21 protein-coding genes and 8 tRNA genes are annotated in these 26009 nt (G+C 66.4%); 8 read left to right on the top strand and 21 right to left on the bottom strand.

Going from position 1 to position 26009, the window contains the following annotated elements:
• Nucleotides 1–52: 52 nt before the first annotated feature.
• Nucleotides 53–1012, bottom strand: coding sequence for an endo alpha-1,4 polygalactosaminidase (locus F0U60_RS01040; protein WP_395812958.1), 960 nt, complete (start codon nucleotides 1010–1012; stop codon nucleotides 53–55).
• Between the two features lie 162 nt (nucleotides 1013–1174).
• Complete coding sequence (locus F0U60_RS01035) at nucleotides 1175–2092, bottom strand: LysR family transcriptional regulator (protein ID WP_395812956.1); 918 nt, start codon at nucleotides 2090–2092, stop codon at nucleotides 1175–1177.
• Between the two features lie 111 nt (nucleotides 2093–2203).
• Between F0U60_RS01035 and F0U60_RS01030 the strand changes: the two genes are divergently transcribed.
• The 3 genes from F0U60_RS01030 (at nucleotide 2204) to F0U60_RS01020 (ending at nucleotide 4140) form a co-directional block, all read left to right on the top strand.
• Nucleotides 2204–3202: an MBL fold metallo-hydrolase gene (locus tag F0U60_RS01030; RefSeq protein WP_395812954.1), complete on the top strand. Its 999-nt coding sequence runs from the start codon at nucleotides 2204–2206 to the stop codon at nucleotides 3200–3202.
• Nucleotides 3203–3283: 81 nt separating this feature from the next.
• Complete coding sequence (locus F0U60_RS01025) at nucleotides 3284–3820, top strand: GNAT family N-acetyltransferase (RefSeq protein ID WP_395812952.1); 537 nt, start codon at nucleotides 3284–3286, stop codon at nucleotides 3818–3820.
• A gap of 47 nt (nucleotides 3821–3867) precedes the next feature.
• Complete coding sequence (locus F0U60_RS01020) at nucleotides 3868–4140, top strand: DUF2277 domain-containing protein (RefSeq protein ID WP_395812950.1); 273 nt, start codon at nucleotides 3868–3870, stop codon at nucleotides 4138–4140.
• Nucleotides 4141–4190: 50 nt separating this feature from the next.
• On the opposite strand, the gene F0U60_RS01015 is transcribed toward F0U60_RS01020, so the two are convergent.
• Complete coding sequence (locus tag F0U60_RS01015) at nucleotides 4191–4796, bottom strand: hypothetical protein (protein WP_395812948.1); 606 nt, start codon at nucleotides 4794–4796, stop codon at nucleotides 4191–4193.
• 142 nt (nucleotides 4797–4938) lie between these two features.
• Entirely contained in the window at nucleotides 4939–6096 is a 1158-nt protein-coding gene (locus tag F0U60_RS01010) for a tetratricopeptide repeat protein (RefSeq protein WP_395812946.1), read from the bottom strand.
• A gap of 193 nt (nucleotides 6097–6289) precedes the next feature.
• Between F0U60_RS01010 and F0U60_RS01005 the strand changes: the two genes are divergently transcribed.
• A complete protein-coding gene (locus tag F0U60_RS01005; protein WP_395812944.1) occupies nucleotides 6290–7618 on the top strand; it encodes an amidohydrolase family protein in 1329 nt (442 codons plus the stop codon).
• Nucleotides 7619–7827: 209 nt separating this feature from the next.
• On the opposite strand, the gene F0U60_RS01000 is transcribed toward F0U60_RS01005, so the two are convergent.
• The 11 genes from F0U60_RS01000 to F0U60_RS00950 form a co-directional block, all read right to left on the bottom strand.
• Nucleotides 7828–7901: transfer RNA gene (locus tag F0U60_RS01000), tRNA-Arg, on the bottom strand.
• 12 nt (nucleotides 7902–7913) lie between these two features.
• Nucleotides 7914–7987, bottom strand: a tRNA-Arg gene (locus tag F0U60_RS00995).
• A gap of 15 nt (nucleotides 7988–8002) precedes the next feature.
• Nucleotides 8003–8073 (bottom strand) — tRNA-Ala (locus F0U60_RS00990).
• 9 nt (nucleotides 8074–8082) lie between these two features.
• Nucleotides 8083–8154, bottom strand: a tRNA-Gly gene (locus tag F0U60_RS00985).
• 21 nt (nucleotides 8155–8175) lie between these two features.
• A tRNA-Thr gene (locus F0U60_RS00980) sits at nucleotides 8176–8248 on the bottom strand.
• Nucleotide 8249: 1 nt separating this feature from the next.
• A tRNA-Trp gene (locus F0U60_RS00975) sits at nucleotides 8250–8320 on the bottom strand.
• Nucleotides 8321–8363: 43 nt separating this feature from the next.
• A tRNA-Cys gene (locus F0U60_RS00970) sits at nucleotides 8364–8433 on the bottom strand.
• Nucleotides 8434–8445: 12 nt separating this feature from the next.
• Nucleotides 8446–8518: transfer RNA gene (locus F0U60_RS00965), tRNA-Gln, on the bottom strand.
• Between the two features lie 330 nt (nucleotides 8519–8848).
• Nucleotides 8849–10129, bottom strand: coding sequence for a carbamoyl-phosphate synthase (locus F0U60_RS00960; RefSeq protein WP_395812942.1), 1281 nt, complete (start codon nucleotides 10127–10129; stop codon nucleotides 8849–8851).
• Nucleotides 10130–10160: 31 nt separating this feature from the next.
• The gene (locus F0U60_RS00955; protein WP_395812940.1) at nucleotides 10161–11282 is read right to left on the bottom strand and encodes an acyltransferase family protein; all 1122 of its coding nucleotides are present in this window, start codon (nucleotides 11280–11282) and stop codon (nucleotides 10161–10163) included.
• A 71-nt stretch (nucleotides 11283–11353) separates the two neighbouring features.
• Nucleotides 11354–12142 carry a WecB/TagA/CpsF family glycosyltransferase gene (locus F0U60_RS00950; protein WP_395812938.1) on the bottom strand — a complete coding sequence of 263 codons (789 nt, stop codon included), beginning with the start codon at nucleotides 12140–12142 and terminating at the stop codon, nucleotides 11354–11356.
• 247 nt (nucleotides 12143–12389) lie between these two features.
• Between F0U60_RS00950 and F0U60_RS00945 the strand changes: the two genes are divergently transcribed.
• The gene (locus tag F0U60_RS00945) at nucleotides 12390–13841 is read left to right on the top strand and encodes an amidase (protein WP_395812936.1); all 1452 of its coding nucleotides are present in this window, start codon (nucleotides 12390–12392) and stop codon (nucleotides 13839–13841) included.
• A 111-nt stretch (nucleotides 13842–13952) separates the two neighbouring features.
• On the opposite strand, the gene F0U60_RS00940 is transcribed toward F0U60_RS00945, so the two are convergent.
• The gene (locus F0U60_RS00940; RefSeq protein WP_395812934.1) at nucleotides 13953–15416 is read right to left on the bottom strand and encodes a M20/M25/M40 family metallo-hydrolase; all 1464 of its coding nucleotides are present in this window, start codon (nucleotides 15414–15416) and stop codon (nucleotides 13953–13955) included.
• A 122-nt stretch (nucleotides 15417–15538) separates the two neighbouring features.
• A complete protein-coding gene (locus F0U60_RS00935; protein ID WP_395812932.1) occupies nucleotides 15539–15988 on the bottom strand; it encodes a universal stress protein in 450 nt (149 codons plus the stop codon).
• 188 nt (nucleotides 15989–16176) lie between these two features.
• On the opposite strand from F0U60_RS00935, the gene F0U60_RS00930 reads away from it, so the two are divergent.
• A complete protein-coding gene (locus F0U60_RS00930) occupies nucleotides 16177–17061 on the top strand; it encodes an oxygenase MpaB family protein (RefSeq protein WP_395812930.1) in 885 nt (294 codons plus the stop codon).
• Nucleotides 17062–17107: 46 nt separating this feature from the next.
• Nucleotides 17108–18250, top strand: a complete 1143-nt coding sequence (locus F0U60_RS00925) for a GDSL-type esterase/lipase family protein (protein ID WP_395812928.1) — start codon at nucleotides 17108–17110, stop codon at nucleotides 18248–18250.
• A gap of 60 nt (nucleotides 18251–18310) precedes the next feature.
• Here F0U60_RS00925 and F0U60_RS00920 read toward each other — a convergent pair whose 3' ends face one another.
• The 3 genes from F0U60_RS00920 to F0U60_RS00910 form a co-directional block, all read right to left on the bottom strand.
• Entirely contained in the window at nucleotides 18311–19834 is a 1524-nt protein-coding gene (locus F0U60_RS00920) for a S8 family serine peptidase (protein WP_395812926.1), read from the bottom strand.
• A gap of 273 nt (nucleotides 19835–20107) precedes the next feature.
• Nucleotides 20108–23431 carry an amidohydrolase family protein gene (locus F0U60_RS00915; protein WP_395812924.1) on the bottom strand — a complete coding sequence of 1108 codons (3324 nt, stop codon included), beginning with the start codon at nucleotides 23429–23431 and terminating at the stop codon, nucleotides 20108–20110.
• An 87-nt stretch (nucleotides 23432–23518) separates the two neighbouring features.
• A complete protein-coding gene (locus F0U60_RS00910) occupies nucleotides 23519–24172 on the bottom strand; it encodes a carbonic anhydrase (RefSeq protein ID WP_395812922.1) in 654 nt (217 codons plus the stop codon).
• A 112-nt stretch (nucleotides 24173–24284) separates the two neighbouring features.
• Between F0U60_RS00910 and F0U60_RS00905 the strand changes: the two genes are divergently transcribed.
• Nucleotides 24285–25250 (top strand): bestrophin family protein, encoded by a 966-nt coding sequence (locus tag F0U60_RS00905; protein ID WP_395812920.1) that lies wholly within the window; start codon nucleotides 24285–24287, stop codon nucleotides 25248–25250.
• Between the two features lie 44 nt (nucleotides 25251–25294).
• Here the strand turns inward: F0U60_RS00905 and F0U60_RS00900 are convergent, their stop codons facing one another.
• On the bottom strand, nucleotides 25295–25900 hold the full coding sequence (locus F0U60_RS00900; protein WP_395812918.1) for a hypothetical protein: 606 nt from the start codon (nucleotides 25898–25900) through the stop codon (nucleotides 25295–25297).
• Nucleotides 25901–26009: the final 109 nt, after the last annotated feature.

Raw genomic sequence — 26009 nt, 5'->3', positions numbered from 1 at the left:
CCGGTCACCTGAGGTCAAGCGCGCCCGGTGTCTCCACCGGGCGCGCTCCGGGCTACCCGCAGGTGATGGCCACGTTGTTGTAGCGGACGTTCGAGGTCTTGAAGACCAGGGTCCGCATGTCGCCCTGAGCGAAGTCACGCTCTCCGCAGGCGCAGGTCGACTGCGTCCCCGTGCACGACGTCCAGCTCATGGTGTCGCCGCCCGCGTCCACGCGGTACTCGGCGTTGAAGACCGCCTTGTTCTGGTTCGCGAACCAGGTCTTGTAGACCCCACACTCCTTGTACCTCTGGCACTCCTCGTTGATGGCGAAGTCGAAGGACGAGGCGAGCTGGGGAACCTGCTCAACGTCATTCTTCAGCGCGATGCCCAGACACTTGGCATGGGCCGTATCCGCGAGCCAGCGGTTGTAGGCGAGCTGGTCCGCAGCCGTGAGGCCCCAGCAGGCCTGATCCGTGCACGAGATTTCGTCGTTGTACGCGTAGCCATCGATGTTGTCCGGCTCGACCGCGTCGCACCCCTTGTCACGCGCCAGTTGCAGGCGCGCCTCCATCACGGTCCGCACCGCCGGCTTGCGGTGATCCAACCACCACTCGCAGCCCCCGCCGCTCTCGCACCAGTCGCCCATGATGTGGATGGACTCGTTGCAGTCCTCGCCGGGGCTGCAATAGGTGTCGCTCGGGAAGTCGTCGGCATCCTCCCGCCAGTTCTCGAAGGAGCCAGCACTGAAGTAGCAGACCACCTTCTTGCCAGCGTTCTTGTACTCCTGAATCTTCGCGCTCGTGGTCCCGAAGAGGTCCACGACGTAGACCTGGGCGTTGAGCGTCGTGGGGATGGAGCTGTTCTCGAGGTCCCAAATCCAGGTGGTTCCCTTGGGAAAGCTCGGAATGGTGCACGCCGCGCCTTCCACCCTGGGCAGGACCCTCTCATCCAGAGAGTCCTCTCCCTCCATGGGCATGCACCCGGACATGAGCAGCGCGGAACAGGAAAGCAGCTGGGTCAATCTCTTCAGCATGAGGTCTCCCTTGAATCGTGTGTTGGCTTTGAACAGCGCCGCACATAAGACACTCCGAACTGCTCGTCTACAATTCTCGAATTCAAGGCTTTCAAGGTTGTTGAACTCACATTATCCCTACCCTCCAAGAGAGTGAGAGGGTAAGAGAAAGCACACGGAAGACTAGGCTGACGTCTGGTGGGTCGCCGCGCGAACGAAGCGCTCCCTCAACCACTGATGCGCGGGATCGTGCTGTGCACGGGCATGCCAACCCATTGCGACATCAAATGATGGCATGGAGAAGGGCAGTTGCAGCAAGTCGAGTCCTGACGCATAGCGTCGCAGAAGCCTGCTGGGGAGTGTGGCGACACAGTCCGTATCGGTGAGGACAAGTGCGACCTGATTATAGTTCGGGACGGTGACGGCGACACGGCGCACCTTGCCATGCCGCGCGAGGGCGTCGTCGACCGCGCTATGAAAGCTACCCCCTTGGGAAACAATGACATGGCTGAGCTGGCAATAGTCTTCGAGCGTTGGAGCCTCTTTGCCTCTTGGATGCGCCTTGCGCTGCGCGAAGCAGAACTCGTCGGAGAGCAGGAGACGACTCTTGAGCGCCTCGGGAATCTTGGATGAAAGACCGACATAGAGGTCGATCTCGCCACGTTCCATTCGGTAGGTCAGGTTCTCCTCGGTCGGCGCAACGAAGCTGAGACGGATGCCGGGGCCGCCAAGCGCAAGGACGTCGCGAGCGACGGCGAGGCCGATGCTCGTGAAGATGTTGTCGTTGAGCGCGATCGTGAAATGACGCTGCGCTTCCTGGGGGTTGAACTCAACGCGGCGCACAACGGCGCTTTGCAGGTCGAGAAGCGCCTGGTGCAAGGCCGGCTGCAACTCGAGCGCCCTCGGCGTGGGGGTCATTCCGCGACCCGCCTCGGACGGAAGGAGCAAGGGATCTTTGAACAGCTCGCGCAAGCGCCCGAGCTGCGCGGAGAGCGCCGGCTGACTCACGTTCAGCCGACGGGCCGCACGTGTCACATTCAGCTCTTCGAGCAACACGTCCAATGAAATGAGCAAGGGCAGGTCCGACCGCCGGATATCCATCCCGTCTATACCTCCTATAAACGCGCCCAACTCACGCTGAGCGCTGCACAACCGTATGTATCCACCACCGTGGTTCGTACGAAACCCCACGGCCTTCCCATGGGAGAAGACATGCGATTCCATCGACTTTTTCTCGGCAGCGTGGTCGCGGCAGCAACCCTGTTCTCCGGCGCCTTTCCGCTCACCACCCAGGCGGCGCCGCCCGCCCACGGAACAAGCGTGGCCCAACGGCGAGCCCAGGTACCGGGGGTTTATCGCTACCGCGTCGGTGACTTCGAGGTGACCGCGCTGTCCGACGGCACCGTGCCGCAGGATCTGCACGCGCTCCTCAGGGGAACATCCCCAGCGGAGGTCGACCAGCTGCTCCACCATGCGTTCTTGAGCAATCCTGTCGAGACCTCCATCACAGCCTTCCTGATCGACACGGGGAGCCGGCTCATCCTGGTCGATACCGGCGCCGGCGGCTTGTTCGGGCCGGGCTATGGCGGCAAGCTCCTCAGCAGCCTCAAGCTGGCGGGATACGCGCCAGAGCAAATCGACGACATCCTGCTGACGCACATCCACACGGATCACAGCGGCGGGCTCGTCAGCGAAGGCAACAGGGTGTTCCCCCATGCCACCGTGCACGTCGGCAAGCCAGACCTGGACTTCTTCCTCAATCCCGCGAACCAGGGCGGCGTCAATGGCTATGACAAGAAGTACTTCGAGGAGGCGGTCAAGACGGTCGGGCCGTACATGAAGGCCGGGAAGGTTCACGCGTTCACCCGGGAGACCTGGCTCTTCCCCGGCATCAAGGCCATCCCGACGCCCGGCCACACCCCGGGGCATGGCTTCTACCGGGTAGAGAGTCGGGGCGAGTCAATCACGTTCATCGGCGACATCGTCCACGTGGCCGCAGTGCAGTTCCCGAAGACGGCGATCACGATTGTTTACGACGTCAGCCCCAGGGACGCCGCGGCTCAGCGGGAGACGCAGTTCGCCACGGCGGCGAGCCACCGCTCCCTGGTCGCAGCGCCGCATCTGCCCTACCCGGGGATTGGCCACATCCGCGAGGAGGAACGGGGTTACACGTTCGTGCCGGTGAACTATCGCGATCGCGATGAGCGCTAAACGCCCGGGCACGTCCCACAGAGTCCCCCATCTCTCCTGTGCGTCATCTACAGTGGCCGTGAACTGCACAGGAGAGAGCCCATGCCCGACATCATCCCCGCCATCGACACCGAGCGCCTCACGCTGCGCGGCCATCGACTCGAAGACTACGAGGACACCTTCGCGCTGTGGAGCAACCCGGAGGTCACCCGGTATATCGGTGGCAAGCCGTCCACCCGGGAGGAGGTGTGGGCCCGTCTGCTGCGCTACGTGGGCCACTGGAACCTGATGGGGTTCGGGTTCTGGGTGGTGCGCGAGAAGAGCACGGGCCGGTTCGTCGGCGAGGTGGGCTTCGCGGACTTCCGGCGTGACATCGAACCGTCACTCGGGGATGCCAAGGAGGCGGGATGGGTGCTGTCACCGTGGTCACACGGAAAGGGGTTCGCCACCGAGGCCGTGCGCGCGGCGCTGAAGTGGGCGGAAGGCCGGTTCGGTCCGGAGCGGATGGTGTGCATCATCGACCCGCCGAACGAGGCGTCCCTCAAGGTCGCGCACAAGTGCGGGTTCCACGAGTTCGCACGCGGCACGTACAAAGGCGGGCCCATGCTGATGCTCGAGAGGCTCCCGGACGTCAGGTGAGCAGCCAGGCGTGGATCTCCTGGAGTCGGGAAGGTTAACCTCCAGGCATGTGCCGAAGCATCAAACCCCTGTTCAACTTCGAGCCGCCCGCCACCGACGAGGACATCCGCGCGGCGGCGCTGCAGTTCGTCCGGAAGATCGCCGGCACGCGCAAGCCGTCGAAGCAGAACGCCGACGCCTTCGAGGTCGCCGTCGAGGAGATCTTCCAGAGCTCCAAGCGCATGCTTGAGGGGCTCGTGGCGACAACCCCTCCTCGGAGTCGAGCGCGCTTCGAGGAGATGAAGAAGCTGCGCTTCAAGAAGGCCGAGCCACGGGGCTGAGGTTCACCCCCTGCTCCCATGACCCGGCCACTGCGCTCGCCGGAGAAGCCCTACTTCGACTTCTCCTGCTCTCCCTGCGTGCCGGAGCCACCGACCGCGGTGGGCGGCATGTCGCCCCAGCCGGCCTCGAAGAACGCCTTCCACTTCCATTGGCCATCGCGCTTCACGAGGAGCCCGGCGTTCCTGCCGGAGTACTTCTGGCCACCCATGGTCATCGTGTAGTCATCCGTGAAGTTGACGAGCGAGTCGGATAGCACGGTGATGCCGAGCTTGTGGTTCACCTGCATGTCCGTGGGCATCTGCTCGAACATGGGCTTCATCATCTCCACGTATTTCTGACGGTCGTACGTCTCGGCCTTCGGGACGCCCTTGCTGTCATCGGTCGCCATGTAGACCGGGAAGTCGGCCCGAGCGAGCTCTGCCTCGAAGTCTCGCCGCTTCATGAGGGCATCGCCTTCCTTGACCCAGGCTTCAATCTCCTTTCGGGTCTTCGCTTCGTTGGTGGGCTTACGGCTCCACGGCCCCATCTTGGACATGTCCATGGGCGTGCCCGAGCCACCCGTGGCGGGAGGGGAGTGCTGGTGCTCCTGGTCCTGGGCCCAGGCAGGCGAGGTGAGCACGAGCGAGACAAGAGCGACTGCGATTCGACGCATCATGAGCAAGCGACCTCCTTCTCGCCCGAAGGTGGTGGCGCTCCAATTCAAGGACAAATCGGCCCGCTGAAGCCGCCCTGACCCGAAGGACGAGCCAGGTAGCCGAGCGGGCGCTCCCGGGTGTTGAACACCCGCCTCCCACCGCTCAGCGGGAGACAGTCTCGGAGCCGCTCCCGGCCTCGAGCGGAATCACGTAGCGCAGCACGTACTGGTGCAGCTTCTCGCGGTCCTTGGGCTCGAGGGTGAGCGCCACGTGGGGCGCCTGCCGTGCGAGCACCTCGTAGAGGATGAGCTCCGAACCGTAGCCCGCCTCCACGATGCTCAGGAAACGATCCAGGGCCGGGTCCCGCATCTTTCCTTCCTCGCGGAACTGTTCGTAGACGGCGCCGAGCAGGCTCAGGCACTCGAGCTCCTCGATGTTGGTGGGGTGGTATGTGCGCTCGCCCGTCATTTCCTCTCGGTGGCCTTCCTCTCCGAGCCAGAACGCCTTGCACAGCCCATAGACGAACCAGGCGGACTCTGCGTCCACATGAACGGAGACCCCATCGCTCTCTTGCCGCGCGAGGGCTCGGGGCCGCAGCACGCGGGGTTGTAGCTGGACGCCCAGCGTGTCGGCATTCGCGGTGATGGCCTCCGTCACGTACGGATGCTCGGGACGGAGCGTGAGGGCCCAGGCATACATGTCACGTGCCTCGCCGAACCGGCCCAGATGCCCGAGCGCCGTGGCCCGGAAGAAGTAGCTGCGATGGTCGTCGGGGTTGATGCGAGTGGCCTGCTCGTAGCGCGTGAGCGCCGTCTTTGGGTCACCCGTGAAGAGCGCCACGTCTCCCAGATTGAGTGTCGCGAGGTAGTTGTCCGGCTCCTTCGCGAGCGCCTGCACATATAGCTTCTCCGCCTCCGCGTAGCGTTTGGCTCGGTAGTGCGGCTCGGCTTGAGAGATGAGCGCCAACGCGCGGGGATCGAACTCCGCCGACCTCACGACCCGCGTGCCGTCCGCGGCCAGCGCGACCCTCGGAAAATCGAGAGGCTCGGGACCATGGGGCCAAACGAAGTCCACAAGTTGTTCGGGGGCAATGCCCTTCAGGGTCTCGAGCTCATGGATGCGGTACTGAACCGGAGAAGCCTCTATCCGCTTCATCAATTCCGAGGGCGAGAGGAAGCGGAGTGCTCGGGTATCCGGCACGGAGCGCACGTTCTGCGCGACGGCCTTGCCGGACCCCTCCCCGGACGCGGGTCTGGGCGAGGTGGCACAGGCAGACATGAGCAGCAGGACAGCACTCCAGCGGAAGTGACGACGCGACATGACTCCCCCCTTTCTGGGCAACAGCAGATGCCGGACGCTACCACTCTGGACAGAGTCGTGTTGTCCAGGGGGAAGACCCTCACCCTCGCCCACTCCCAGAGGGAGAGGGAATCTCCACGGGCTCTCGGACTCTGTCCAAGAGCTCTTACTTGTCGTGAGCTACGCTGCACCACGTTCCCTACCGGAGGTCTTCGTGCAGCGGCTTACCCGTGCGTTGTTCCTGCTCACATTCATCCTCATCGGCACCTCGGCCAGGGCCCAACCCGCCGCGCCCACCGCTACGCCCCGCCAGGTGGCCGTGCGTGCCGCGCGGATGCTCGATGTGAAGAGCGGCAAGTACGTGAGTCAGCCGGTCATCCTCATCGAGGGCGAGCGCATCGTGAAGGTGGGCCCCGGGCTCGAGATTCCAAAGGACACGGAGGTGGTGGACCTGGGGACGGCCACGGTGCTGCCGGGCCTCATCGACTGCCATACGCACCTGATGGCACGTCAGTCACAGGGGCCGAACAGCTACGAGATGGCCCTGCTCACCAAGTCCCAGGCCACCCGCGCACTGGAGGGCGCGGCCAATGCTCGGGCCGTGCTGCGCGCGGGCATCACCACCGTGCGCGACGTGGAGAACGAGGGCAGCGGCTTCGCCGACGTGGCCCTCCGCGATGCTATCCGACAGCGATTGGTCGAGGGACCCCGCATGCTGGTGGCGACCCGGGGCATTGCCGCCGTGGGTGCCTACCATCCCTTCGGCACCTCGCCCGATGTGAAGGACTTGCCCACTGGCGCGCAATTCATCAGCGGCGAGGAGGAGGCCCGCCGTGCCGCGCGCGAGCAACTGGGACAGGGCGCGGACCTGCTCAAAATCTACGCGGACTGGGACACCCCCACGCTGACCGTCGACGAGCTGCGAATCATTATCGAGGAGGCGCACAAGGCCCGCCGCAAGGCCGCCGTCCACGCCATGTCGAGCGAGGGCATCCGCAACGCGCTCGCGGCAGGCGCGGACTCCATCGAACATGGCCACAACGCGGACCGCGCCGCGCTGGAGCTCATTCAGAAGAAGGGCGCCTTCCTGGTGCCCACCGTCGGCGTCCTCGAAGTGCTGGCGGAGCATGCGCCCAACGAGGCCGCACGCCGTAACTTCGAGGAACGGCTCGCCAAGACACGAAAGATGGTGGCACTTGCCCACCAGCTCGGCGTGAAGATCGCCAGCGGCTCCGATGGGAGTACGGCCGGGGAGCACGGACGCAACGCACTGGAGATCGCCGCCCTCCACCGCGCCGGCCTGCCGCCCATCGAGGCCATCCGCTCGGCCACCTCGCGGGCCGCGGAGCTGTTGGGGCTCCAGCAACACGTTGGCACGCTGGAGCCGGGACGCTACGGCGACCTGGTGGCCGTCTCCGGAGACCCGCTGGCCGACCCCGGCGAGCTGCTTCGCGTCCGGTTCGTCATGAAGGGGGGAGAGGTCATCCTGAACACGTTGACCCCGACGGCCGGAAAGCCTCCGGAAGCACCCGCCGCGAAGTGAGCCATCGGAGTCATTCCAGCTCGAAGTGCACGCCCTGGGGATCGAACCCAGCGAAATCGGTGTGTGGAACCGACGCCGTCTCCAGCTGGCTCGGCGTGCATGAGAAGTTGCGGAGCAGGGAGTTGAACCCTGTCGCTCAGGCGTATGAGACCCGGTGGGGCATCCGGCCCCTCTCCGCAATAGACAGTACAACGACAGAAAACATCGAGTGCCTCTGGCAGGAATTGAACCTGCGGCCTCACGGTTCGGAGCCATGCGCTCTCATCCACTGAGCTACAGAGGCAGAAAGAAGAAGTGGTTCCGGCAGGACTCGAACCTGCGACCCCACGGTTCGCAACCGTGTGCTCTCATCCGCTGAGCTACGGAACCCGAAAGACAAAGGAGTGGACCCGCCGGGATTCGAACCCGGGTCTCTCGGGTGCAAACCGAGAATTCTCCCGCTGAACTACGAGCCCAAAAACAGAAGCTGTCGGCGGGACTCGAACCCGCATCGTCCTGAGTGGCGCTCAGGTGCCTCACCTCTCGGCCACGGCAGCAACACCCTGCTGTACTGCGAGAGCCCTTGGTCGGGTTCGAACCGACGGCCTCCGGTTTACGAAACCGGCGCTCCTCCAGCTGAGCTACAAGGGCATGGCAGGCCGCCAAGGAGTTGAACCCTGCACGCTCGGATTTGGAGTCCAAGCTGCTCCCGGAGCGCGGCCTATAAACACAGACAAACAACAACAGACACCAAGTGCGACGTGAGAGGCCCATGCAGGAGTCGAACCCGCCCCACGCGGTGTTGCAAACCGCTGCCGCCCCAGGCGGAACGGGCCATGTCCTGCGTGCACCGGGAGCAGGCTTCGAACCTGCACCTGCGGGGTCAGAGCCCGCCATCCTCGCCAGTTAGACGATCCCGGTATGAGAGAAGGTGAAGCGTGAAAACACGAGAGGCCGGGTTCCCCTTCGGGAGCCCGGCCTCTGGTCGACAGCGCCTCGGGAGGAGGCGTTGACGGTCAGAAACCGGGTGGATGGCCGCGAAACTGCCAGGGCCGGGCACAGAAAACCGGAGCGGCGACCACGTGGGTGCGCGGGAGCGAATCGATGCAACCGGCAAAGTTCTCAGTGTGCTTGGGGTTCATCGCGCTCTGCTTCGCCACCGTTGTCATGGTCACCGCTCCTTTCAGAGAGAAAAGACGCGGCCAGAAATCCTTCCTGACAAGCCGCGGATTTTCCTCCGGCGATGCGCCTCTACCGGTCCAACACCATGGTGCGGATGAACATCTTCGGGTAGCGCACGTACGTGCGCAGGTGCATGGCCGTGTCCACCATCCACGGCACCCAGTCTCCCGTGTCGATGACCGCGTCCACCGCACGCTCCCGGTTGCGCGCGTACCACTCGCGCCAGTGCTTCACCTCGTCCGAGGACAACTTCCCCGACAGGCTCTGCGCTCTCAGCAGCAGCTCGAAGATGCCCCGGTGGCAGTAGATGTACTGCCCGCCTCCCTTCCAGCCGAGCGCCTCCTTCGCCACCTCGCCCAGCCGCTCCTCGTGCCCGCACGCCGCCTCGTAGACGAACAGCGGCAGCGGGCTCCCCCGCGCGATGTCGAAGCCCATCTGGCTGTAGAAGCGCGGGTTGAAGTCGATGAGCAGCTGCTTGCCTCCCGCCCGGATGAACTCGACCTCGAACGTGCCGTGGTAGCCCAGCTTCTTGCACAGCGCTCGCACCTTCTCCGCGAGCCCTGCGTCCACTGGCACCTCTTCAAAGCACAGGCCGATGCCCAGCTTGCGCGGACGCTGCAACACCTTCACCGCCCCACGTGCCACGAACAGCTCGCCCGTCCGGTCCACGAAGCCGCTCAGGCTGAAGATGTTCTGCGCCGCCTCCGTGTAGAAGGACTGCACCATCGGCCGGTTCGCCCGCGCGTCGTAGTCCAGCAGCTTGCGCCCGTACTTGTTGCGCTCCAGGAACTCGCGGTAGCGCGGCAGCAGCTCGCTCGCGCGCTCCACCTGCGCGCCCTTCACGTGGCTCTCGAACAGAATCTGCGTCTGCGGCTTGAGCAGCACCGGGAAGCGCGCCTCGGCCGCCACCTTCTCCAGGTCCGCCTCGCCCTCCGGGAACCACGTGTCCGGCACGTCCAGCCCCACTTCCTTGCACAGGTCGTGGAGCTTCTTCTTGTTCAAGAGCCCGTAGATGACGTCCACGTCCGGCTGGTACATGAGGAAGTGCTTCGAGAGCTCCTCCCGGCGCAGGGCGAACAGCCACGCCATGTCATCGCTCGTGGGGTACAGCACGTGCCCCGGCTCGGCCTCACCGAAGCGCAGCAGCCACTCCAGGAAGGCCTCCGAGTCGCCTACGTCCGGGCACTCCACCCGCCGCGTCACGTACCGGCTCCAGCGCGCGGGCGCCAGCAGCTTGGACTCGGCCATGGTGATGGGAATGCCCAGCCGACCCAGGCACCGCACCGCGGCGAGCGTGCCGTAGTAGTCGGCCATCGTCAGCAGGATGGGAGGACGGGCCTGCGTGTTCATGTGTCGAATCCTCGTGGCTCTCCAGCCAGGGCTAGCTCGGGCTGACCGGGGTGCTCGCCACCGGCTCGGCGGCCGGCTGCGGCTTCTTGTCGCGCCAATCGAAGCGGTTCTTCAGCTTCAGGAAGGGCTTCTCGAAGTAGCGGTAGCTCAGCGTCGCCAGGCCGACGCTCAGCAGCATCGTCAGCACGTAGTAGAGAATCAGGTTGTGCGGCACCACCCGGCGCACGATGTTCAGTGAGATCATGTGCATCAGGTAGATGCCGTAGGTGATGGAGCCCACGTAGCGCAGCCACTTGTGGTCCACCAGCGGCGCGAGCACGTGGTTGGGCCGGATGCACATCGCAATCACCATCGCAGTGAGCAGCAGCGAGGAGATCCACAGCGGCGTGTTGTGGTTGTAGATGGCGAAGAACACCATCACGACAATCACCGGCACGCTCCACACCTGCCCCAGCACCTTCCACGTCCACTCGAAGGTCTTGGAGAAGTGCGTCAGGTATGCCGCCAGACAGCCCATGCAGACAGACACGGAGATGCTGGCGAGGATGCGCACCCACAGGAGTCGGGTGTCGAGGAAGCCCGTCTTCGTGGCCCAGTCCATGAAGATGGCCACCGCGAGCATGCCCGACATGAAGACCACCGGCCCCCACGTGGTCTTGAAGTAGCGCACCACGAAAGGCCACATCAGATAGAACTGCTCCTCGGTGGCCATGGACCACGCGAAGTAGAAGATGATGCGGCCCTCTTCCAGCTTGATGAACCAGTTCGACGTGTACGTGAGGTAGTACTTCAGGTTGTCGAAGAACGCTCCACGCACCACCATGTCGTGCTCGAAGAAGAACACGAGCACGATGTAGAGGAACGTCACCGCGTAATAGAGCGGGAAGATGCGCAGCGAGCGCCGGGCGTAGAAGCCCTTGAGGGAGATGGAGCCCGTCGTCGCGCGCTCGCGCAAGAGCAGCGTGGTGATGAGGAAGCCGCTGATGGCGAAGAAGAGCGAGACGCTCAGGTAGAAGCGCCCCACGAGCCCCTCTCGCGCCTCCAGCACGTGGTAGAGCACCACGGCGAAGATGGCGAGGGCTCGAAGCCCGTCGAGGGCTCCGAAGGTCTTGGTGCGAAGAAAGGCCTGATGGGCGGCTTGGGCGGATTCCATGTCCGCCCATTAGGAACGCAGAATTCCCGACGACTCACAAGAGGCCCAGGCCCGACCTCCGAGCAGACACGCTAGCGCACCGCCCGCCCGCCCGTCTGGTCCGCGCCGCCGCCGGACATGCGGACCTCCGCCACGTGCGAGAAATAGATGGGAATGCCAAGCACGTAACGGCTGAACAACCGCCGGGGCTCCACCGCCAGACGGAACAGCCACTCCATCCCCACCTTGCGCATGACGAGCGGCGCCCGCGGAACCTTGCCGCCGATGTAGTCCAGGATGGCGCCCCCATTCACGATGAGCACCGGGTGCGAGAGCGCCTCGCGCAGCTGCACCGAGACCGCCTCCTGCTTGGGCATGCCCATCGCCATGATGATGAGGTCCGGCTTCGTCTCGGTGGCCAGCCGGACGTACGTCTCCGGCGGGTCGAAGCCATCGTGGCAAGCCACGATGCTCAGCCCCCACTCCTCCAGCGTGCGCCGCGCGTTGTCCAACCACGGCGAGCGCGTGCCAAAGAGCGCCACCCGCCGGCCCTTGTACGCACGGGCGAGCTTGGGGATGAAGTCCGTGCCATTCATGTTCAGCCCATACGGCCGGCTGAATGCCTTCATGCCCAGCTTCACCCCAATGCCGTCGCGCAACAGCATGTCCGAGCGCAGCAGCCCGTCCAGCATTCCTGGCTGATTCCACCCCAGGTTCACCGCGTGCGCGTTGACGAAGGAGAGGATGAAGGGCTTCCCGGGTCGGGTGAGCTCGTCGAGCAGCGCCCGCTCCGCCGCCTCGTCGTCGATGACACGGATACGGTCCATCAACGCCATGAAGTTACGCGACCGCTCGGACTTCGTCTCCCCCGGGGTAGCCATGTGTCCTTCTCCTCCCGGCGTGGAAGATAGCGGAAACCGGACCGCCCGGGAGGGACTCGCGGAAGCCCGGAGGGGCGCGCGCCCTTCCCCTCCGGAATGTCCACCGCCGACATACCTCGCGGGCGCTCCGCTCGCTGGTGAACGCATGGGGGAGACTCCAGGACACTGGATGCCGGAGCCACCGTGGCCCGTGCCTAGTTTTTGGTGTCCACGACGCAGCGCACATCGCACGAAGGGCGGCGCTCTCATGCAGGAGCTCAACTTCCTTCCGGCCCACCGGCTCGCGGCCCTGGTACGCACCCACGAGGTGTCCGCCCGCGAACTGTTGGAAGCGCATCTGGCGCAGATCTCCCGACACAACTCCCGCCTCAACGCCATCGTCACGCTCGACGAGGAGCGGGCCCGCACCCGAGCCCGTGAGGCCGATGAGGCGCTCGCCCGCGGAGTGTCCTGGGGCCCGCTGCACGGGGTGCCCTTCACCATCAAGGACTCCTTCATGACGGCCGGGGTGCGCACCACCAGCAGCTACAAGCGGCTGAGCGCCTACGTGCCCACGCACGACGCGACCGTGGTGGCGCGGATGAAGCAGGCGGGAGCCATCCTCCTCGGCAAGACGAACCTGCCCACGCTCACGTTGGATCTCCAGACGAGCGGCCACCTCTTCGGGCGGGCCAGCAACCCCTGGGATGAGTCGCGCACCCCCGGGGGCAGCACCGGCGGAGGCGCCGCGGCGGTGGCCTCGGGGATGACGCCCCTCGAGGTGGGCAGCGACCTGGCCGGCTCCATCCGCGTCCCCTCCCACTACTGCGGCATCTTCGGCCTCAAGCCCACCGAGCACCGCGTCCCCATCTCCGGTCACATCCCCCCGCTCCCCGGCCGCCCCCGGGGGGTGCGCTACGAGGGCGCCGCCGGGCCGCTCGCGCGCTGCGTGGAGGATTTGAAGCTCGGACTCAAGCTGCTCGCGGGCCCGGATGATGAGGACTGGGATGTGCCGCCCGTGCCCATCCGCGACGTCCCGCCTCGCGAGCTGCGCTCCTACCGCGTCGCCTGGACGGATGACTTCGGCGGCCTGCCCGTGACCCGCGAGACGCGCAACGCGATGGACAAGCTGGCGCGCACCCTGGAAGCCCAGGGCTGCCACGTGGAGCGTTGTGGGCCCAAGGGGCTGGACTTCGAGGAGGTGTGGGAGGTGTGGGGCCGCGTGCTCGGCGCGGAGCTCGGCTCGGAGATGCAGGCCCTGGCACGCTTCATCTTCAGCATCCGCTTCAACGCCATGCCCGGCGACGCCATCCTCAACCGCGGCATCGTGCGCGGCGTGCAGAGCAGCATGTCCGATTATGCCGAGGCACTCGCCATCCACGACCGCATCACCGGGCAGGTGGAGGCGTTCCTATCCGACTGGGATGCCTGGCTGTGTCCCGTCACCGTGAGCCAGGCCTTCACCCACCGGCGCAGCGGTGAGTGGATCAACGTGGAGGGGAAGCAGGTGCCGTACATCACCGCCACCTGCGGCTTCACCACCCTGTTCAACCTCACGGGACACCCCGTGGTCGTGGTGCCCCTCCCGAAGCTGGCGGACTCGCCCCTGCCGCTGGGCGTCCAGCTCGTCGGCCGGCGGTGGCGCGATGAGGAGCTGCTCGCCTTCTCCGAGTCCCTCGTGGCGCTCACGGGCGACTTCCGCAAGCCGCCTGGGTATTGACGGCCCTCCAGGGGCCAACACATTGCGGGCCACGGGTTAGAAAAACGGGTTCGGATACCCTCACCCCAACCCTCTCCCAAGGGGAGAGGGAGCGTACTTCTCTGAAGGGGATTAAGGGGCCGATGGCTTCGGAGCTCCCACCGGCGCGGCAGGAGCCTTCGGGGCCTCGGCCGGCGGAGCCTCGGGGCGCGGCAGCACGCCCGGCACCTCGGCCAGCACGTAGCTCACCCACGCCAGCGCCGCCGTGCTCTGTGCCAGATCCTTTGGGTCCACCTTGTCCAGCGTGTCCGCGTGCGAGTGGTGCACGTCGAAGTAGCGGCTGCTGTCCACCCGCACGCCCACGAAGGGCACTCGCGCCGGAATCAGCGGCGAGATGTCCGCGCCTCCCGCCTCCCCCGGAAGCATCTTGCCCGCTCCCAGCGCCTCGAGCGGTCGCAGCCATGGACGCACCAGCTCCTCGCCTCCAGGGCCCGCCCGCAGCGCCACACCCAGCGGCTTGCCGCCGCCCGAGTCCATCTCCAATGCCGCCACGTGGTTGGCCAGCTCCGCCGCGTGCGCCTCGGCGTAGGCCTTGCCCCCGCGCAGGCCGTTCTCCTCGTTCATGAAGAGCACCACGCGCACCGTGCGCCTCGGCGCCGGCTTCAGCTTCGCGAGCAGCCGCGCCGTCTCCATCACCATCGTCACGCCCGCGCCATCATCGTGCGCGCCCGTGCCCACGTCCCACGAGTCCAGGTGCGCCCCCAGCAGCACCACCTCCTGCGGCTTCTCGCGGCCCTTCACCTCGGCCACCACATTGAAGGAGTCCGCGTCCGGCAGCGTCTTGCAGCCCAGCTTCAGCTCCACCTTCACCGGCCCGCCCGCCAGCAGCCGGTGCAGCAGCTCCGCGTCCTCCACCGACACCGACGCGGACGGCACCTGTGCCACGCCGTCCTCGTAGCGCATGGCCCCCGTGTGCGGCGAGCGCAGCGACGCCGTGGCCAGCGAGCGCACCAACACCCCCACCGCCCCCGCCTTCGCCGCCACCGACGCACCCCGCGTGCGCAGCCCGGCGTACTTGCCGTAGTCCGCGGCCTCCGCCATGGCGTGGTTGAAGAAGACAATCTTCCCCTTCACCTTGTCACCGAGCGACGCCACCTCATCCAGCGAGCGCACCTCAATGACCTCAGCGGTGAGGCCCCCCGCGGGCGTCCCCACGCTGCCGCCCAACGCCATGATGGACAGCGGGTGCTCGCGGAACCGGCCCGCCGAGGCGAGCACCCGGGCACTCTCCTCTCCTCGCACCCAGCGCGGCACCTTCACCGGCTCCAGCCACACCTTCACGCCGTCCGCCTCGAAGCTCCGCTTCGCCCACTGCACCGCGGCCTCGGCGCCCTCCGAGCCGGATAGGCGCGGGCCAATACCGTCGGTCAGCTCGGCGAGGCGCGCGTAGGCATGGCCTTCCGTGAGCGCCGCGCCGATGAGCCGCTCCGCTACCTGTGGCGAGGGGCCCACGTCCTTCGTCGCGGCCGCCGGGGCCTTCGGCGGAGCGGTGAGCAGGGAAAGCAGCACGGCAGACAGGGGAAGAGCCGAGGGCACGTCGGAACTCCGGGGAGAGAGGGCTGCGCGAACTCTCGTCCCACGAGCCCTTCCTCGCAAGCGCTTCGGTGGGTTGACGCGCCGTCACGCCCGCTTGCTTCCCCCATTCCTCCTCCGACTGCCTACTTCTCCGCCGGAGTGCGGTACGTGAGCACCGGGCAGGGCGCCAGCCGGACGACCTTCTCGGCCACGCTGCCCATCATCATGTGCGACAGTCCCGTGCGCCCGTGTGTGCCCATCACGATGAGGTCATACCCGCCCTCCGCCGCCACCTTCGCGATGACGTGTGCGGGCTCACCCGATTCCAGCATCTGCTTCGAGTGCGGCACGTTCTTCAGGAAGGCCGAGAGCTGCTGATCCGCGTGGTTGCGCAGGAAGGTGGACAGTGTGAGCTCGGGCTCGCTGCGCGTGAGCATCACCATCTCGTCTCCCGCGTACTCGGACGGTCTCCATACGTGCAGCACGTCCAACTTCGCGTCGAACCGGTTGGCGAAGAAGTACGCGTAGTCCAACGCCCGCTTCGAGGTCTCGGAGAAGTCGACTGGCACGAGGATTCGCTGGATCTTGCTCATGGTTCACTCCAGGGTCAGGTCCCTCCCTCCCGGTGCAATGGCCGTTCCCACCCGGGCTCCCTCGGAAGGCACCACCCGGGGAGCGCAAATGCTGCGTACCCGCGCACCTGACGCAATTCCTGCACTCGCCCCGGCGGAGTGGTGCGTGGTTCGACTCACTCCGTTAAGGTTTCCGGGGGGCCCCAGCCATGCTCTTCCGACGCACCATCCTCGAACGAATCCAACGGCTCGACCCGGAGAGGGATGCTCAGCGCATCCTCTTCCTGAGCTGGTACCACGACTTCCCCTGGGACAGCCGCAAGGCCCTGGAGTTCGCCCTCTTCCGCACCTTCGCCGTCCCCAGCATCAGCGGCCTGCTCGACTTCTCCGGTGAGTTCGTCCAGCGAGCCCAGAAGCGCTACGACGACACCGAGCTGCTCATCGCCGAGTTCGTCGAGCACGGCTACGACAACGAGCGCGGCCGGCGCGCCATCCGGCGGATGAATCAAATCCACCACCGCTTCCTCATCTCCAACGAGGACTACCTCTACGTCCTCTCCACCTTCGTCTTCGAGCCACGCCGGTGGATCGACCGCTTCGGCTGGCGCCCCTACAGCGAGCACGAGCGCCTGGCCAATTGGTTCTTCTGGCGCAACGTGGGGCGGATGATGAACATCCACGACATCCCCTCCACCTACGAGGCCTTCGAGCGCTTCAACGTGGAGTACGAGCGCGCTCACTTCCGCTACTCGGAGAGCAATCGCCACATCGGCGAGGCCACGCGCGAGCTGTTCCTCAGCTGGTACCTGCCCCGGCCGCTGCGCCAGCTCGGCCAGCCCGCTGTCCACGCGCTGCTGGATGAGCCGCTGCGCGAGGCCTTCGGCTTCCCTCCCGCTCCCCTCCCCGTGCAGCTCGCCGTGCACGGCCTGCTGCGCGCCCGGAGCCACGCGCTGCGCTACCTCCCCGAGCGCAAGCACCCCCGACTCATCACGCGGCTGCCACACCTGAGCTACCCGCACGGGTACGACATCGAGCAGCTCGGCCCCACGAGCTCGCCCCCCCAGGAGCCACCCAGCCGGGGACACGGCGGGTGACGCTCCCCTCACTCCGCGAGATACTCGCCGCCAGGAGGAATCACGGATGAGCCGCCCCCGCACTCCCTGGCTGTTACCGATCCTCGCCATGGCCGGCTGCGCGCCGTTCGAGTCCTGGTTCGACTACAACTCGAATGACGCGAAGCTGCAGCACATCGGGCGCATCGACTGGAGCACCCCTGACGGGCCCACGTATGCCCACTCGGGCGTCACCCACCGCTTCCGCTGCAACTGCACCGCCGTGGACGTGGCCTTCAAGGACCTGGGCGGGGGCGGAGAGTCGAACACCAACTGGGTCAACATCATCGTCGACGGTGAGACAAAGGCGAAGGTCGAGCTGAAGAAGGACGCGGAGCTGCTGACCGGCGTGCGCGACCTGAAGAAGGGCGAGCACACCATCGAGATCGTCAAGCGCACCGGGCCCCACGCCGGCCGCATCCAGTTCCTCGGCGTCAGCCTGCAGGGCATCCTCGTGGATCCCCCCAACTGGCGCCCGAAGAAGATCGAGGTCATCGGCGATTCCATCACCTGCGGCTACGGCAACGAGGCGCGCATCCCCGCCGGCCCCGACTACTCCGGGCCCAACACCGGCTACCACTCGAAGAACGAGGACGTCTCCCAGGCGTATGGAACCCTGCTCGGCCGCAGGTTCGACGCCGAGGTGATCACCACCTGCGTGCTGGGCGCTGGCGTCTACCGCAACATCGATGGCTCGCCGGACGGCAAGGCGTTCCCCGACATCTACGAGCGCATCTACCCCGACAGCGAGGAGCCGCGCTTCGACACGAAGTTGTTCCCCCCCGACCTCATCGTCATCAACCTGGGCAACAACGACTTCAACGTGCTCAACGAGAGCGGCACGCCGAGCGCTCCGCCCAAGGAGGCCTTCAAGAAGGCCTACACGAACTTCGTCCTGAAGCTGCGCAAGCAGTACCCCGCGGCGAAGATCGTCTGCGCCGTCGGCCCCATGGCCAATGACACCTACCCGGCCGGCGGCGAGCACTGGACCAAGATGCAGGAGTACGTCTCCGAGATGGTCAAGGAGCTGGGGGACACCAACGTCCTCTACTTCCCCCACACCCCCCTCGCGGTCGACCCGTACGGCGAGGACTGGCACCCTACCGCCGAAAACCACGCGGCCATGGCCAACGCGCTGTCCGACTTCATCGACCAGCACGGCGGCATCTGAAAAGAAAAAGGGCGGACCCCGTGAGGAGCCCGCCCGTGGGATGAGAGGGATTACGCCGCGTTACGGGTTGGCGATGGCGTAGTCCAGAGCGGCCTTCGCCTGCACCAGGCCGTTGCCGTAGTAGTTGTCACGGCCGGCCGTGCCCAGGTCCTGCGCGCTCTTCTCGAGCGCGGCGCGGACGCGGGTGTTGGTCCAGCTGGTGTTGTAGCTCCACACCAGGGCCGCCACCGCGGAGACGTGCGGGGTCGCCATGGACGTACCGTCGTAGGCCTCGTAGCCGCTGGCCGGCTGGGTGTACTGGCTGACCTCCGTGGCCGACTGGCCGATACCACCCGCGGCGATGATCGCGTTGCCGTCCTCCTGGCTCAGCGAGATGGCCGGGATGGTGCTCGAGACGCCCTCACCCAGCGTGCCGGCGAAACCGCCCGCGACATTGTTGTAGATGGCCGCGGCGATACCCCCACCGGCCTTCACGTTGTTCACCTTGTCCACGAAGCCGATGGTGCCGCGCTGGCAGAGCACCACCTTGCCGCTCCAGGCGCCCACGCTGTCGCACAGGCCGCCGTTCACCAGCGCGCCCGTCACGCCCGCGCTGCGCGCCCCGCCGGTGATGTAGCCACCCGTGTAGGTGGTGCCGGCGACGGTGAGGCTGTTGTTGTCCACCGCGCCTACCGTGGAGACCACGCCCACGCCCGGGGCCGCGATGTCCACCTCGGTGTTGTACTGCGAGAAGCTGGCGATCTGCTTGTTGGAGTCCACCGCGCCCACCGAGATGACGCTCGGGTAGGAGGCGGGATAGCTCATGCGGTTGTTGCCGTCGTTGCCCGCCGCGGCCACCGAGATGAGGCCGGCGCTCCACGCGTTGTTGAAGGCCGTCTCCTCCGTCCGGCTCTTGGTGGCTCCGCCGAGGCTCATGCTGATGACGTTGGCACCCGCGCTCACGCAGCGGTTGGCCGCGTCCGCCAGCGACGAGGCGTAGGTCCACGCGCAGTCATCCCCGAACACCTTGATGATGTGCAGGTTGACGCCGTTGGGCAGCACGCCCACCACGCCCGTGGTGTTGTTCACCGCGGCGATGCTTCCCGCCACGTGCGTGCCGTGGTGGCACTTGTCCGTGTTCCAGCCCGTGGGGTAGCCGGTGATCGTCTTGCCGCTCTGGTGATCCTCGTGGGCGGCGTACAGGCCGGAGTCGATGATGCAGATCTTCCGGTTGGCGCCCGTGGCCGACGGCCACACCAGCGGGGCCTGCACCTGGTCGATTCCGTACGGCGTGCTCTGGGACAGCAGCTTGCGGGGCGCGTCCTCCTCGACGAACTCCACGGCCGGGTTCTTGCTCAGTGCACTGAGGGCTTGCACGGGCAGCTCCACCGCCGACGCGTTCATCCCGTGGATGGCAAGCAGCTCCTTGCCGCCCGCAGCGGAGATCACCTTCGCCCGGTCCGCCCCCTTCCTGAAGCTCACGATGACACGCTGGGTCTCGGAGAGATTCGCCTTCTGCGAACCAAGCGCCTGCGCCTCCGTGGAGACCTCGGACGTGCACGCGGACAGAACAGCCAGCGCTCCCATCAAAGACAACTTCTTCATTGGGCTACTCCAGTCTGGGGGGATTTACCGGTTTGGCTTTATAGGCCCGTGTTACGGCGTTGCCTACGCATTCTCTTATAAAGTGAGATTCACAGAATTGCAATGTTCCGCTGAGGACGTTTTTATCCCGTGTCGGCTCCTGTGCGGGGAGCTGCGTTGGAACAGTGAGAGGTGGGTGGCTTGGGGTCGGGGTGGGGTTCAACCAGGGGTCTGGGTACCCTCACCCCCGCCCTCTCCCAGAGGGAGAGGGGGTTCCTGCGTGAGTGACGGCGATCAGTCCTCGTGCGTGCTGATCGTCGTCGTCGGGCCCCAGGCTTCCTGGCCCTCGCGCTCGAAGAAGAGCGGCTCACGCTTACGTGCGCGGCCACCCACCTCGTTCAGCGACATCGCGTCGAACAGCCTCCCGCCCACCATCGTGTACTGGATGGACGTGCTGTTCCTCAGGTCCTCCAGCGGGTTCTTGTCCAGCACCAGCAGGTCCGCCACCTTGCCCGCCTCCAGCGAGCCGATGTCCCCGTCCAGTCCGAGGTAGTGCGCCCCCGACAGCGTCGCCGCCTTCAGCGCCTGCAGCGGCTTCATCCCGCCCTGGCCGAACATCCACAGCTCCCAGTGCGCCCCCAGGCCCTCACGCTGGCCATGCGCGCCCAGCTGCACGCTCACGCCCCGGTCATTCAGTGCTCTCGTCACCTCGGCCACCCGGATGTGGTTGAACTCGTCCTCCGGCGCCATCACCGGCCGGCGGCTACGCGAATCCACCACCCGCCTCGGCACGAACGCCAGGAGCCGCTTGTCCTCCCACACGTTCGTCTTCTGGTACCAGTAGTTCTCTCCCCAGACGCCGCCGTACCCCACAATGATTGTCGGCGTGTAGCCCGTCCCGCTGCGCGACCAGAGCTGCAGCATGTCCTCGTATGCCTTCGCCACCGGCACCGAGTGCTCCACGCCCGTGTGCCCGTCCACCACCATCGTCATGTTGTGCTGGTAGAGCGAGCCACCCTCCGGCACCACCATCATCTGCAGCTCGCGCGCCGCCTGGAGCACCTTCTGCCGCTGGTCTCGCCGCGGCTGGTTGTAGCTCTTCACGCTGAAGGCCCCCATCGCCTTCATCCGCCGCAGGTGCGAGCGCGCGTCCTCCAGCGTCTCGATGGGCGCGCGGAAGGCCCCCGACGCGCCGTACAGGATGGTGCCCGTCGAGAAGACGTGCGGCCCCACCATGTCTCCCGACTTCACCTGCTCGCTCGTGGCGAAGATGGACTCCGAGTCGTTGGACGGGTCGTGCACCGTCGTCACGCCGAACGCCAGCGAGGACAGCAGCTTCCAGTTCTGCTCCGGGAGGATGCCCTCGTCCCCCATCGCCCCGTGCCAGTGCACGTCCACCAGGCCCGGCATCAGCGTCTTGCCCTTCACGTCCAGCACCTTCGCCCCCGCCGGCACCGCCACCTTCCCCCTGGGGCCCACCGCGGTGATGCGGTTGCCCTTCACCACCACCACGCCATCCTCGAGGACCTCGTCCCCCTTCATCGTGATGACGCGGCCTCCCACCAGCGCCAGCGTGCCCTCGGGCGCGTCCGTCTTCGCCTCGAAGCCGATGTTCACCCCCTTCTCCGGCGCGTCCGGCAGCTTCTCCGGCGCCCCCTCCTGGAAGCGGAAGCTGTCCTTCAGCTCGCGCGTGTACAGCTCGGGGCCCAGCGCCCAGTGCAGCCGCTTGCCGTCTCCCGACCAGTGCAGCCACTCACCCGCGTCGCGCGACACCTTCGACACCGGCAGCGCCTTCGTCTCGGGGCTCGCCACCGCGCCCTTCGCCCCGCGCGGCAGCGGCATCAGGAACGCATTGAAGTTCTCCCGGAACGCCACCCACCGCTCGTCCGGTGACACCCGGTACTCCGTCGCCTCGTCGCTCGTCACATGCGTGCGCTGCTCGCTCCCGTCCAGGCGGATGCTCTTGAGCGCGCGCTCGTCATCCTTCTCCCGGTAGTCCACCGTCAGGAAGAACACCCGCTCCGAGCCCACACCGAAGTGCGGCTGCTCGCCTTCCTTCGACAGCCGACGCGGCGTGCCTCCCGCGGTCGGAATCACGAACAGGCCCTGATCGCGGCTGTAGAGCCCGCTGCGCAGGTAGCCGCCACCGATGGCCCGGTAGACGATGGCCTTGCCGTCCGGAGAGAGCGCCGGCTCGATGTAGTGCCCCGGCCGCGAGGTCACCACCTTGCCCTCCCCTCCCGTCACCGGCACCACCCGGATGCTCCCGAGCTTCTCGTCGTCCCACGTCGTGTAGACGATGCTCTTGCCGTCTCGCGAGAACGACGGGTACAGCTCCGTGTGCTCCGTCTGCTTCGTCAGGCGCCGGGGCGTGCCGTTCGGCAGGTCGCGCACGTACAGATGCCCGAGCGCCTGGTACACCACCTTGTCTCCCTTCGGAGACACCTGCACCCAGCGCAGCATCTTCACCTGGAACTTGTCGGGCGCCACCGCCTGCGGGAAGCGCACCGCCTCGGCGATGGTGCGAGTGCTGCGCACGCGGAAGGGAATGGGCGTCACCTTCTTCGTCGCCACGTCGATGCGCTGCAGCTTGCCGCCCGCCCAGAACACGAGCGACTTGTTGTCCGGCGTCCACGCCATCGTCGGGTACACGCCGTGGATGGCCCACGTCTCCTGCATGTCGCGCTCGAGCCCGTCGTAGATCGGCCGCTCGGCGCCGCTCGCCAGGTCCGCCACATACAACGTGCTCTTGCCGCGCACCCGGCGCACGAACGCCAGCGACTTTCCATCCGGCGAGGGCGTCGGACGGATGGAGCCGCCCGGACCCGTCACGAAGCGCTCCGTCTCCCGCGTGTCCAGGTCCAGCCGCTGGATGACGTAGATTTCGGTGTTCGGGTCCTTGTTGTACTCGAACGTCTTCCCGGGCGTGACGTCCTGGCTGTAGTAGACATACCGGCCGTCCGGAGAGAACACGGGCTCGCCCACGTCCTTCTGATCATTAGGACGCTCGGTGAGCTGCACGCCGTCACCGCCCGAGCGGTGGTACATCCAGATTTCCCCCGCGCCCAGCGAGCGCCGCGAGGTGAAGTGCTTGCGCGCGATGAGGAACTGCCCGTCCGGAGACCACGCGGGGCTGTTGAGCAGGCGGAACTTCTCCTGCGTCACCGCCGTGGGTTCGCTCCCGTCCCGCTTCATCACCCAGATGTTGTCCCCGCCACCCCGGTCGCTCGTGAAGGCGATGGACTTGCCGTCCGGGCTGTAGCGCGGCTGCATGTCCCAGGCGATGCCGCTCGTGAGCGCCTTCGCCTCACCGCCGGTGATGGGGAGCGTGTAGAGGTCACCGAGTAGATCGAAGACGAGCTCATCGCCCTTGGGGCTCACGTCCAGGCTCATCCACGTGCCCTCGGTGACGTCGAGGTCCACCTGGGTGGTCGGGAAGCCGGGCGCGTTCACGTCCCACTTCTCCTCGGGCTTCTTCTCCTCGGGTTTGCCCGCGTCCTTCGCCGGCACGGGGACCGGGGGATTCACGGGGAGGGGGGCCGGCGCCTGCGCGCGGGCGGAGAGAGGCAACGCACTCGAGAGCACGAGCGCGAGGCACCGAAGGCTCAGTCGATTCACTGCGGATCCTCGTCGGTCTTGCGTGATGGGGAGCGCAGCCTACCCCGACGAGGGCGCATGTGGAGTACGGTGAAGAGGGCGAGCGGATTAGCGCTCCAGTCCCTCGAAGAAGTCGACCTGGCCGGTCTCCAGCGAGTACTCGGCGCCGACGATCCTCATCCCCCCTTCCTGGATGAGCCGCTCGAGCAGCCGGCTGCCGTGGCGCAGGTGGGCGCATGACTGACGGACGTTGGCGCGCACGGCCTCGTGCATGAGGCGCTCCCTGTCGGCATTCGCCCCCGCGGCGTGCACCACGCTCTCCACCGCGGGCCGGCACCGTTCCACGATGTCGTAGATGTTGTCCGAGGGCGCCCCCACCCGGTGCTGGATGAAGTCCAGCGTGGACTTGATGGCACCACAGTGCGAGTGGCCCATCACCACCGCCAGTCGCGTCCCGAAGGTGGCCGCCGCGAACTCCACGCTCCCCACCAGCGAAGGCGCCACGACGTTGCCCGCCACGCGGATGACGAAGAGGTCTCCCAACCCCTGGTCGAAGACGATCTCCGAGGGCACGCGCGAGTCGGAGCACGAGAGGATGACGGCGAAGGGATGCTGCCCCGCCACCAACGAGGCGCGCGCGGACTGCCCCACCGCGACATCCAGGCTGCGCACGTTCTGGCAGAAACGCCGGTTACCTTCTTGCAGGCGCACGATTGCCTGGTCGGCGGGAAGCGGGGCGGGAGGAACGCCAGCAACGGTCATATCCGGACTCCTTCTCACCATGAGTGGTGCTACCCAACGGGATTCGCACCCGACGCCCGCTAGCCCGCCACCTTCCTTGTCGCACCCCGGAGGGGTACCTAGCCTTTCCAGGATGGAGTGGAACTCGACTTCATCCAAGAGACGTCTGGAGAAGAAGCACTTCTGGAAGGACGCCTTCACCTGGCAGGGTGCGGTCACCCCGATCGTGATGCCGCAGGTGATTTTCTTCGGGCTCTACGGATTGCTCGTGGGGCTTGTGCACGAGGTGTACGACTGGAGCGCCCTGGACCGCGGGCCCGTGGAGTACACCGGCGCCTTCCTGGCGCTGCTGCTAGTCCTGCGCACCAACGGGGGCTACGAGCGCTGGTGGGAGGCACGCAAGCTGTGGGGCGGCATCGTCAACCAGTCGCGCAACCTGGCCATCGCGGGGCTGACCTACGGACCTAGAGACTCGGAGTGGCGCGAGCGCTTCGTGCGGTGGACGGCCACCTTCAGCCACGTGGCCCGGCGAAGCCTGCGCAACGAGCGGGAAATGCCAGAGCTGGCGCCCCTGCTCCAGGACGCGGGGGCGGCGGAGCACATCTCCCGAGCTCAACACATGCCCACATTCGTCGCCTATGTCCTCGGCAGCCAGCTGCGCGAGGCCGTCGAGCATGGCGGGATGGATCGCTTCGCCTTCCTCGCAGCCGACCGCGAGCGGGCCCAGCTCCTGGACCACCTGGGCGGGTGCGAACGCATCCTCAAGACGCCCCTGCCGCAGGTCCATACCGTCAAGCTGCGGCGCTTCATCGTCCTGTACCTCCTGGGGCTTCCCATCGCCGTCGTGGGGGACCTGTGGTGGGTCCCCGGGCTGGTCACCGCACTCGTGGCCTACCCGCTGCTGGGCATTGATCAGATCGCCGTCGAGTTGCAGAACCCCTTCTCCCCGAAGAACCTCAGCCACCTGCCGCTCGAGCCCATCTGCGACACCATCCAGGGCAACTTGCTCGCGCTGCTCGAGGCGGAGGATGCGCTCCCGCCGCCACGGACCTTTGGCTCCGGCCCCGCGTTTGCGCAGCCCTGGCACACGGATGGATGAGGACCCAGAACCGGCAACCCTGGTGACCCCCGGCGGTGCTCGGCTCAGTCCTCCGCCGAGTTCATCCGCGTCGCGGCATTACCGCTCACGGATGGAGTACCACCATCGGGAGCCGAAAGCGGTGCAAGCAACGGCATCGAACCTGCTGAACTCGTTCCCCCATCTTGCACCTCCAGTGATGAGCCCTCATCTCGTCGCTCCAGCGGCAGGGAGGGCGAAGCACTGGAACCTCCGTCTAGTTCGCGCTCGACGGGCTCATAGCCAGGGACGACCCCAGGCTTCGCCGGGACGCCCTGTGGTCCACCATCCGGGCTCACCCCTTCGAAAGGCCCCTCTGGCTGGCCATCGAAGACGCGCCGCAGGATGCGTCCGTCGGTGCCAATCGCGTACTTCGCGCCCGAATCCAGCGCCACGAACCCACCACCGCAATATTCTTCATCTTCGTAGATGTAGACGAAGATGATGTTGCCTCGGCGATTGACGTGATAGCGCTGCGCCTCGAGCTTGCTCCCGCACGGAATGCCGTGAGCGCGAGGCGGCAAGAAATCATGGGCGGCAATCAGCACGGCTCGAAGCAGCTCGCCATCCAACTCATAATATCCACCCTCCTCACCCACCTTGACGGAAGGATGCTCGTAGAACCGAGGCAATCCTATCGTTCTGTCATCCTCCACTGGCACTGGCGAGGGAAATGGGCTCCGCACACAACTGGAGAGAATGACGGTCAATGCAAAGGATAGAGTCCTCAGCCGCATGAAA

This window comes from Archangium minus (assembly GCF_044360475.1).
GTDB lineage: Bacteria > Myxococcota > Myxococcia > Myxococcales > Myxococcaceae > Archangium > Archangium minus.
The sequence above is the reverse complement of the archived record's forward strand: the minus strand, read 5'-3'. Positions and strand labels throughout refer to the sequence as shown.

Bases quoted from the DNA above. Each gene is read 5' to 3' on its own strand.
- F0U60_RS01010 (WP_395812946.1), bottom strand. From the start codon at position 6,096: ATGTCGCGTCGTCACTTCCGCTGGAGTGCTGTCCTGCTGCTCATGTCT.
- F0U60_RS00945 (WP_395812936.1), top strand. From the start codon at position 12,390: ATGCAGGAGCTCAACTTCCTTCCGGCCCACCGGCTCGCGGCCCTGGTA.
- F0U60_RS01030 (WP_395812954.1), top strand. From the start codon at position 2,204: ATGCGATTCCATCGACTTTTTCTCGGCAGCGTGGTCGCGGCAGCAACC.
- F0U60_RS00950 (WP_395812938.1), bottom strand. From the start codon at position 12,142: ATGGCTACCCCGGGGGAGACGAAGTCCGAGCGGTCGCGTAACTTCATG.
- F0U60_RS01015 (WP_395812948.1), bottom strand. From the start codon at position 4,796: ATGATGCGTCGAATCGCAGTCGCTCTTGTCTCGCTCGTGCTCACCTCG.
- F0U60_RS01040 (WP_395812958.1), bottom strand. From the start codon at position 1,012: ATGCTGAAGAGATTGACCCAGCTGCTTTCCTGTTCCGCGCTGCTCATG.
- F0U60_RS01020 (WP_395812950.1), top strand. From the start codon at position 3,868: ATGTGCCGAAGCATCAAACCCCTGTTCAACTTCGAGCCGCCCGCCACC.
- F0U60_RS00925 (WP_395812928.1), top strand. From the start codon at position 17,108: ATGAGCCGCCCCCGCACTCCCTGGCTGTTACCGATCCTCGCCATGGCC.
- F0U60_RS00955 (WP_395812940.1), bottom strand. From the start codon at position 11,282: ATGGAATCCGCCCAAGCCGCCCATCAGGCCTTTCTTCGCACCAAGACC.
- F0U60_RS00920 (WP_395812926.1), bottom strand. From the start codon at position 19,834: ATGAAGAAGTTGTCTTTGATGGGAGCGCTGGCTGTTCTGTCCGCGTGC.
- F0U60_RS00960 (WP_395812942.1), bottom strand. From the start codon at position 10,129: ATGAACACGCAGGCCCGTCCTCCCATCCTGCTGACGATGGCCGACTAC.
- F0U60_RS01035 (WP_395812956.1), bottom strand. From the start codon at position 2,092: ATGGATATCCGGCGGTCGGACCTGCCCTTGCTCATTTCATTGGACGTG.
- F0U60_RS00930 (WP_395812930.1), top strand. From the start codon at position 16,177: ATGCTCTTCCGACGCACCATCCTCGAACGAATCCAACGGCTCGACCCG.
- F0U60_RS00905 (WP_395812920.1), top strand. From the start codon at position 24,285: ATGGAGTGGAACTCGACTTCATCCAAGAGACGTCTGGAGAAGAAGCAC.
- F0U60_RS00910 (WP_395812922.1), bottom strand. From the start codon at position 24,172: ATGACCGTTGCTGGCGTTCCTCCCGCCCCGCTTCCCGCCGACCAGGCA.
- F0U60_RS00935 (WP_395812932.1), bottom strand. From the start codon at position 15,988: ATGAGCAAGATCCAGCGAATCCTCGTGCCAGTCGACTTCTCCGAGACC.
- F0U60_RS01025 (WP_395812952.1), top strand. From the start codon at position 3,284: ATGCCCGACATCATCCCCGCCATCGACACCGAGCGCCTCACGCTGCGC.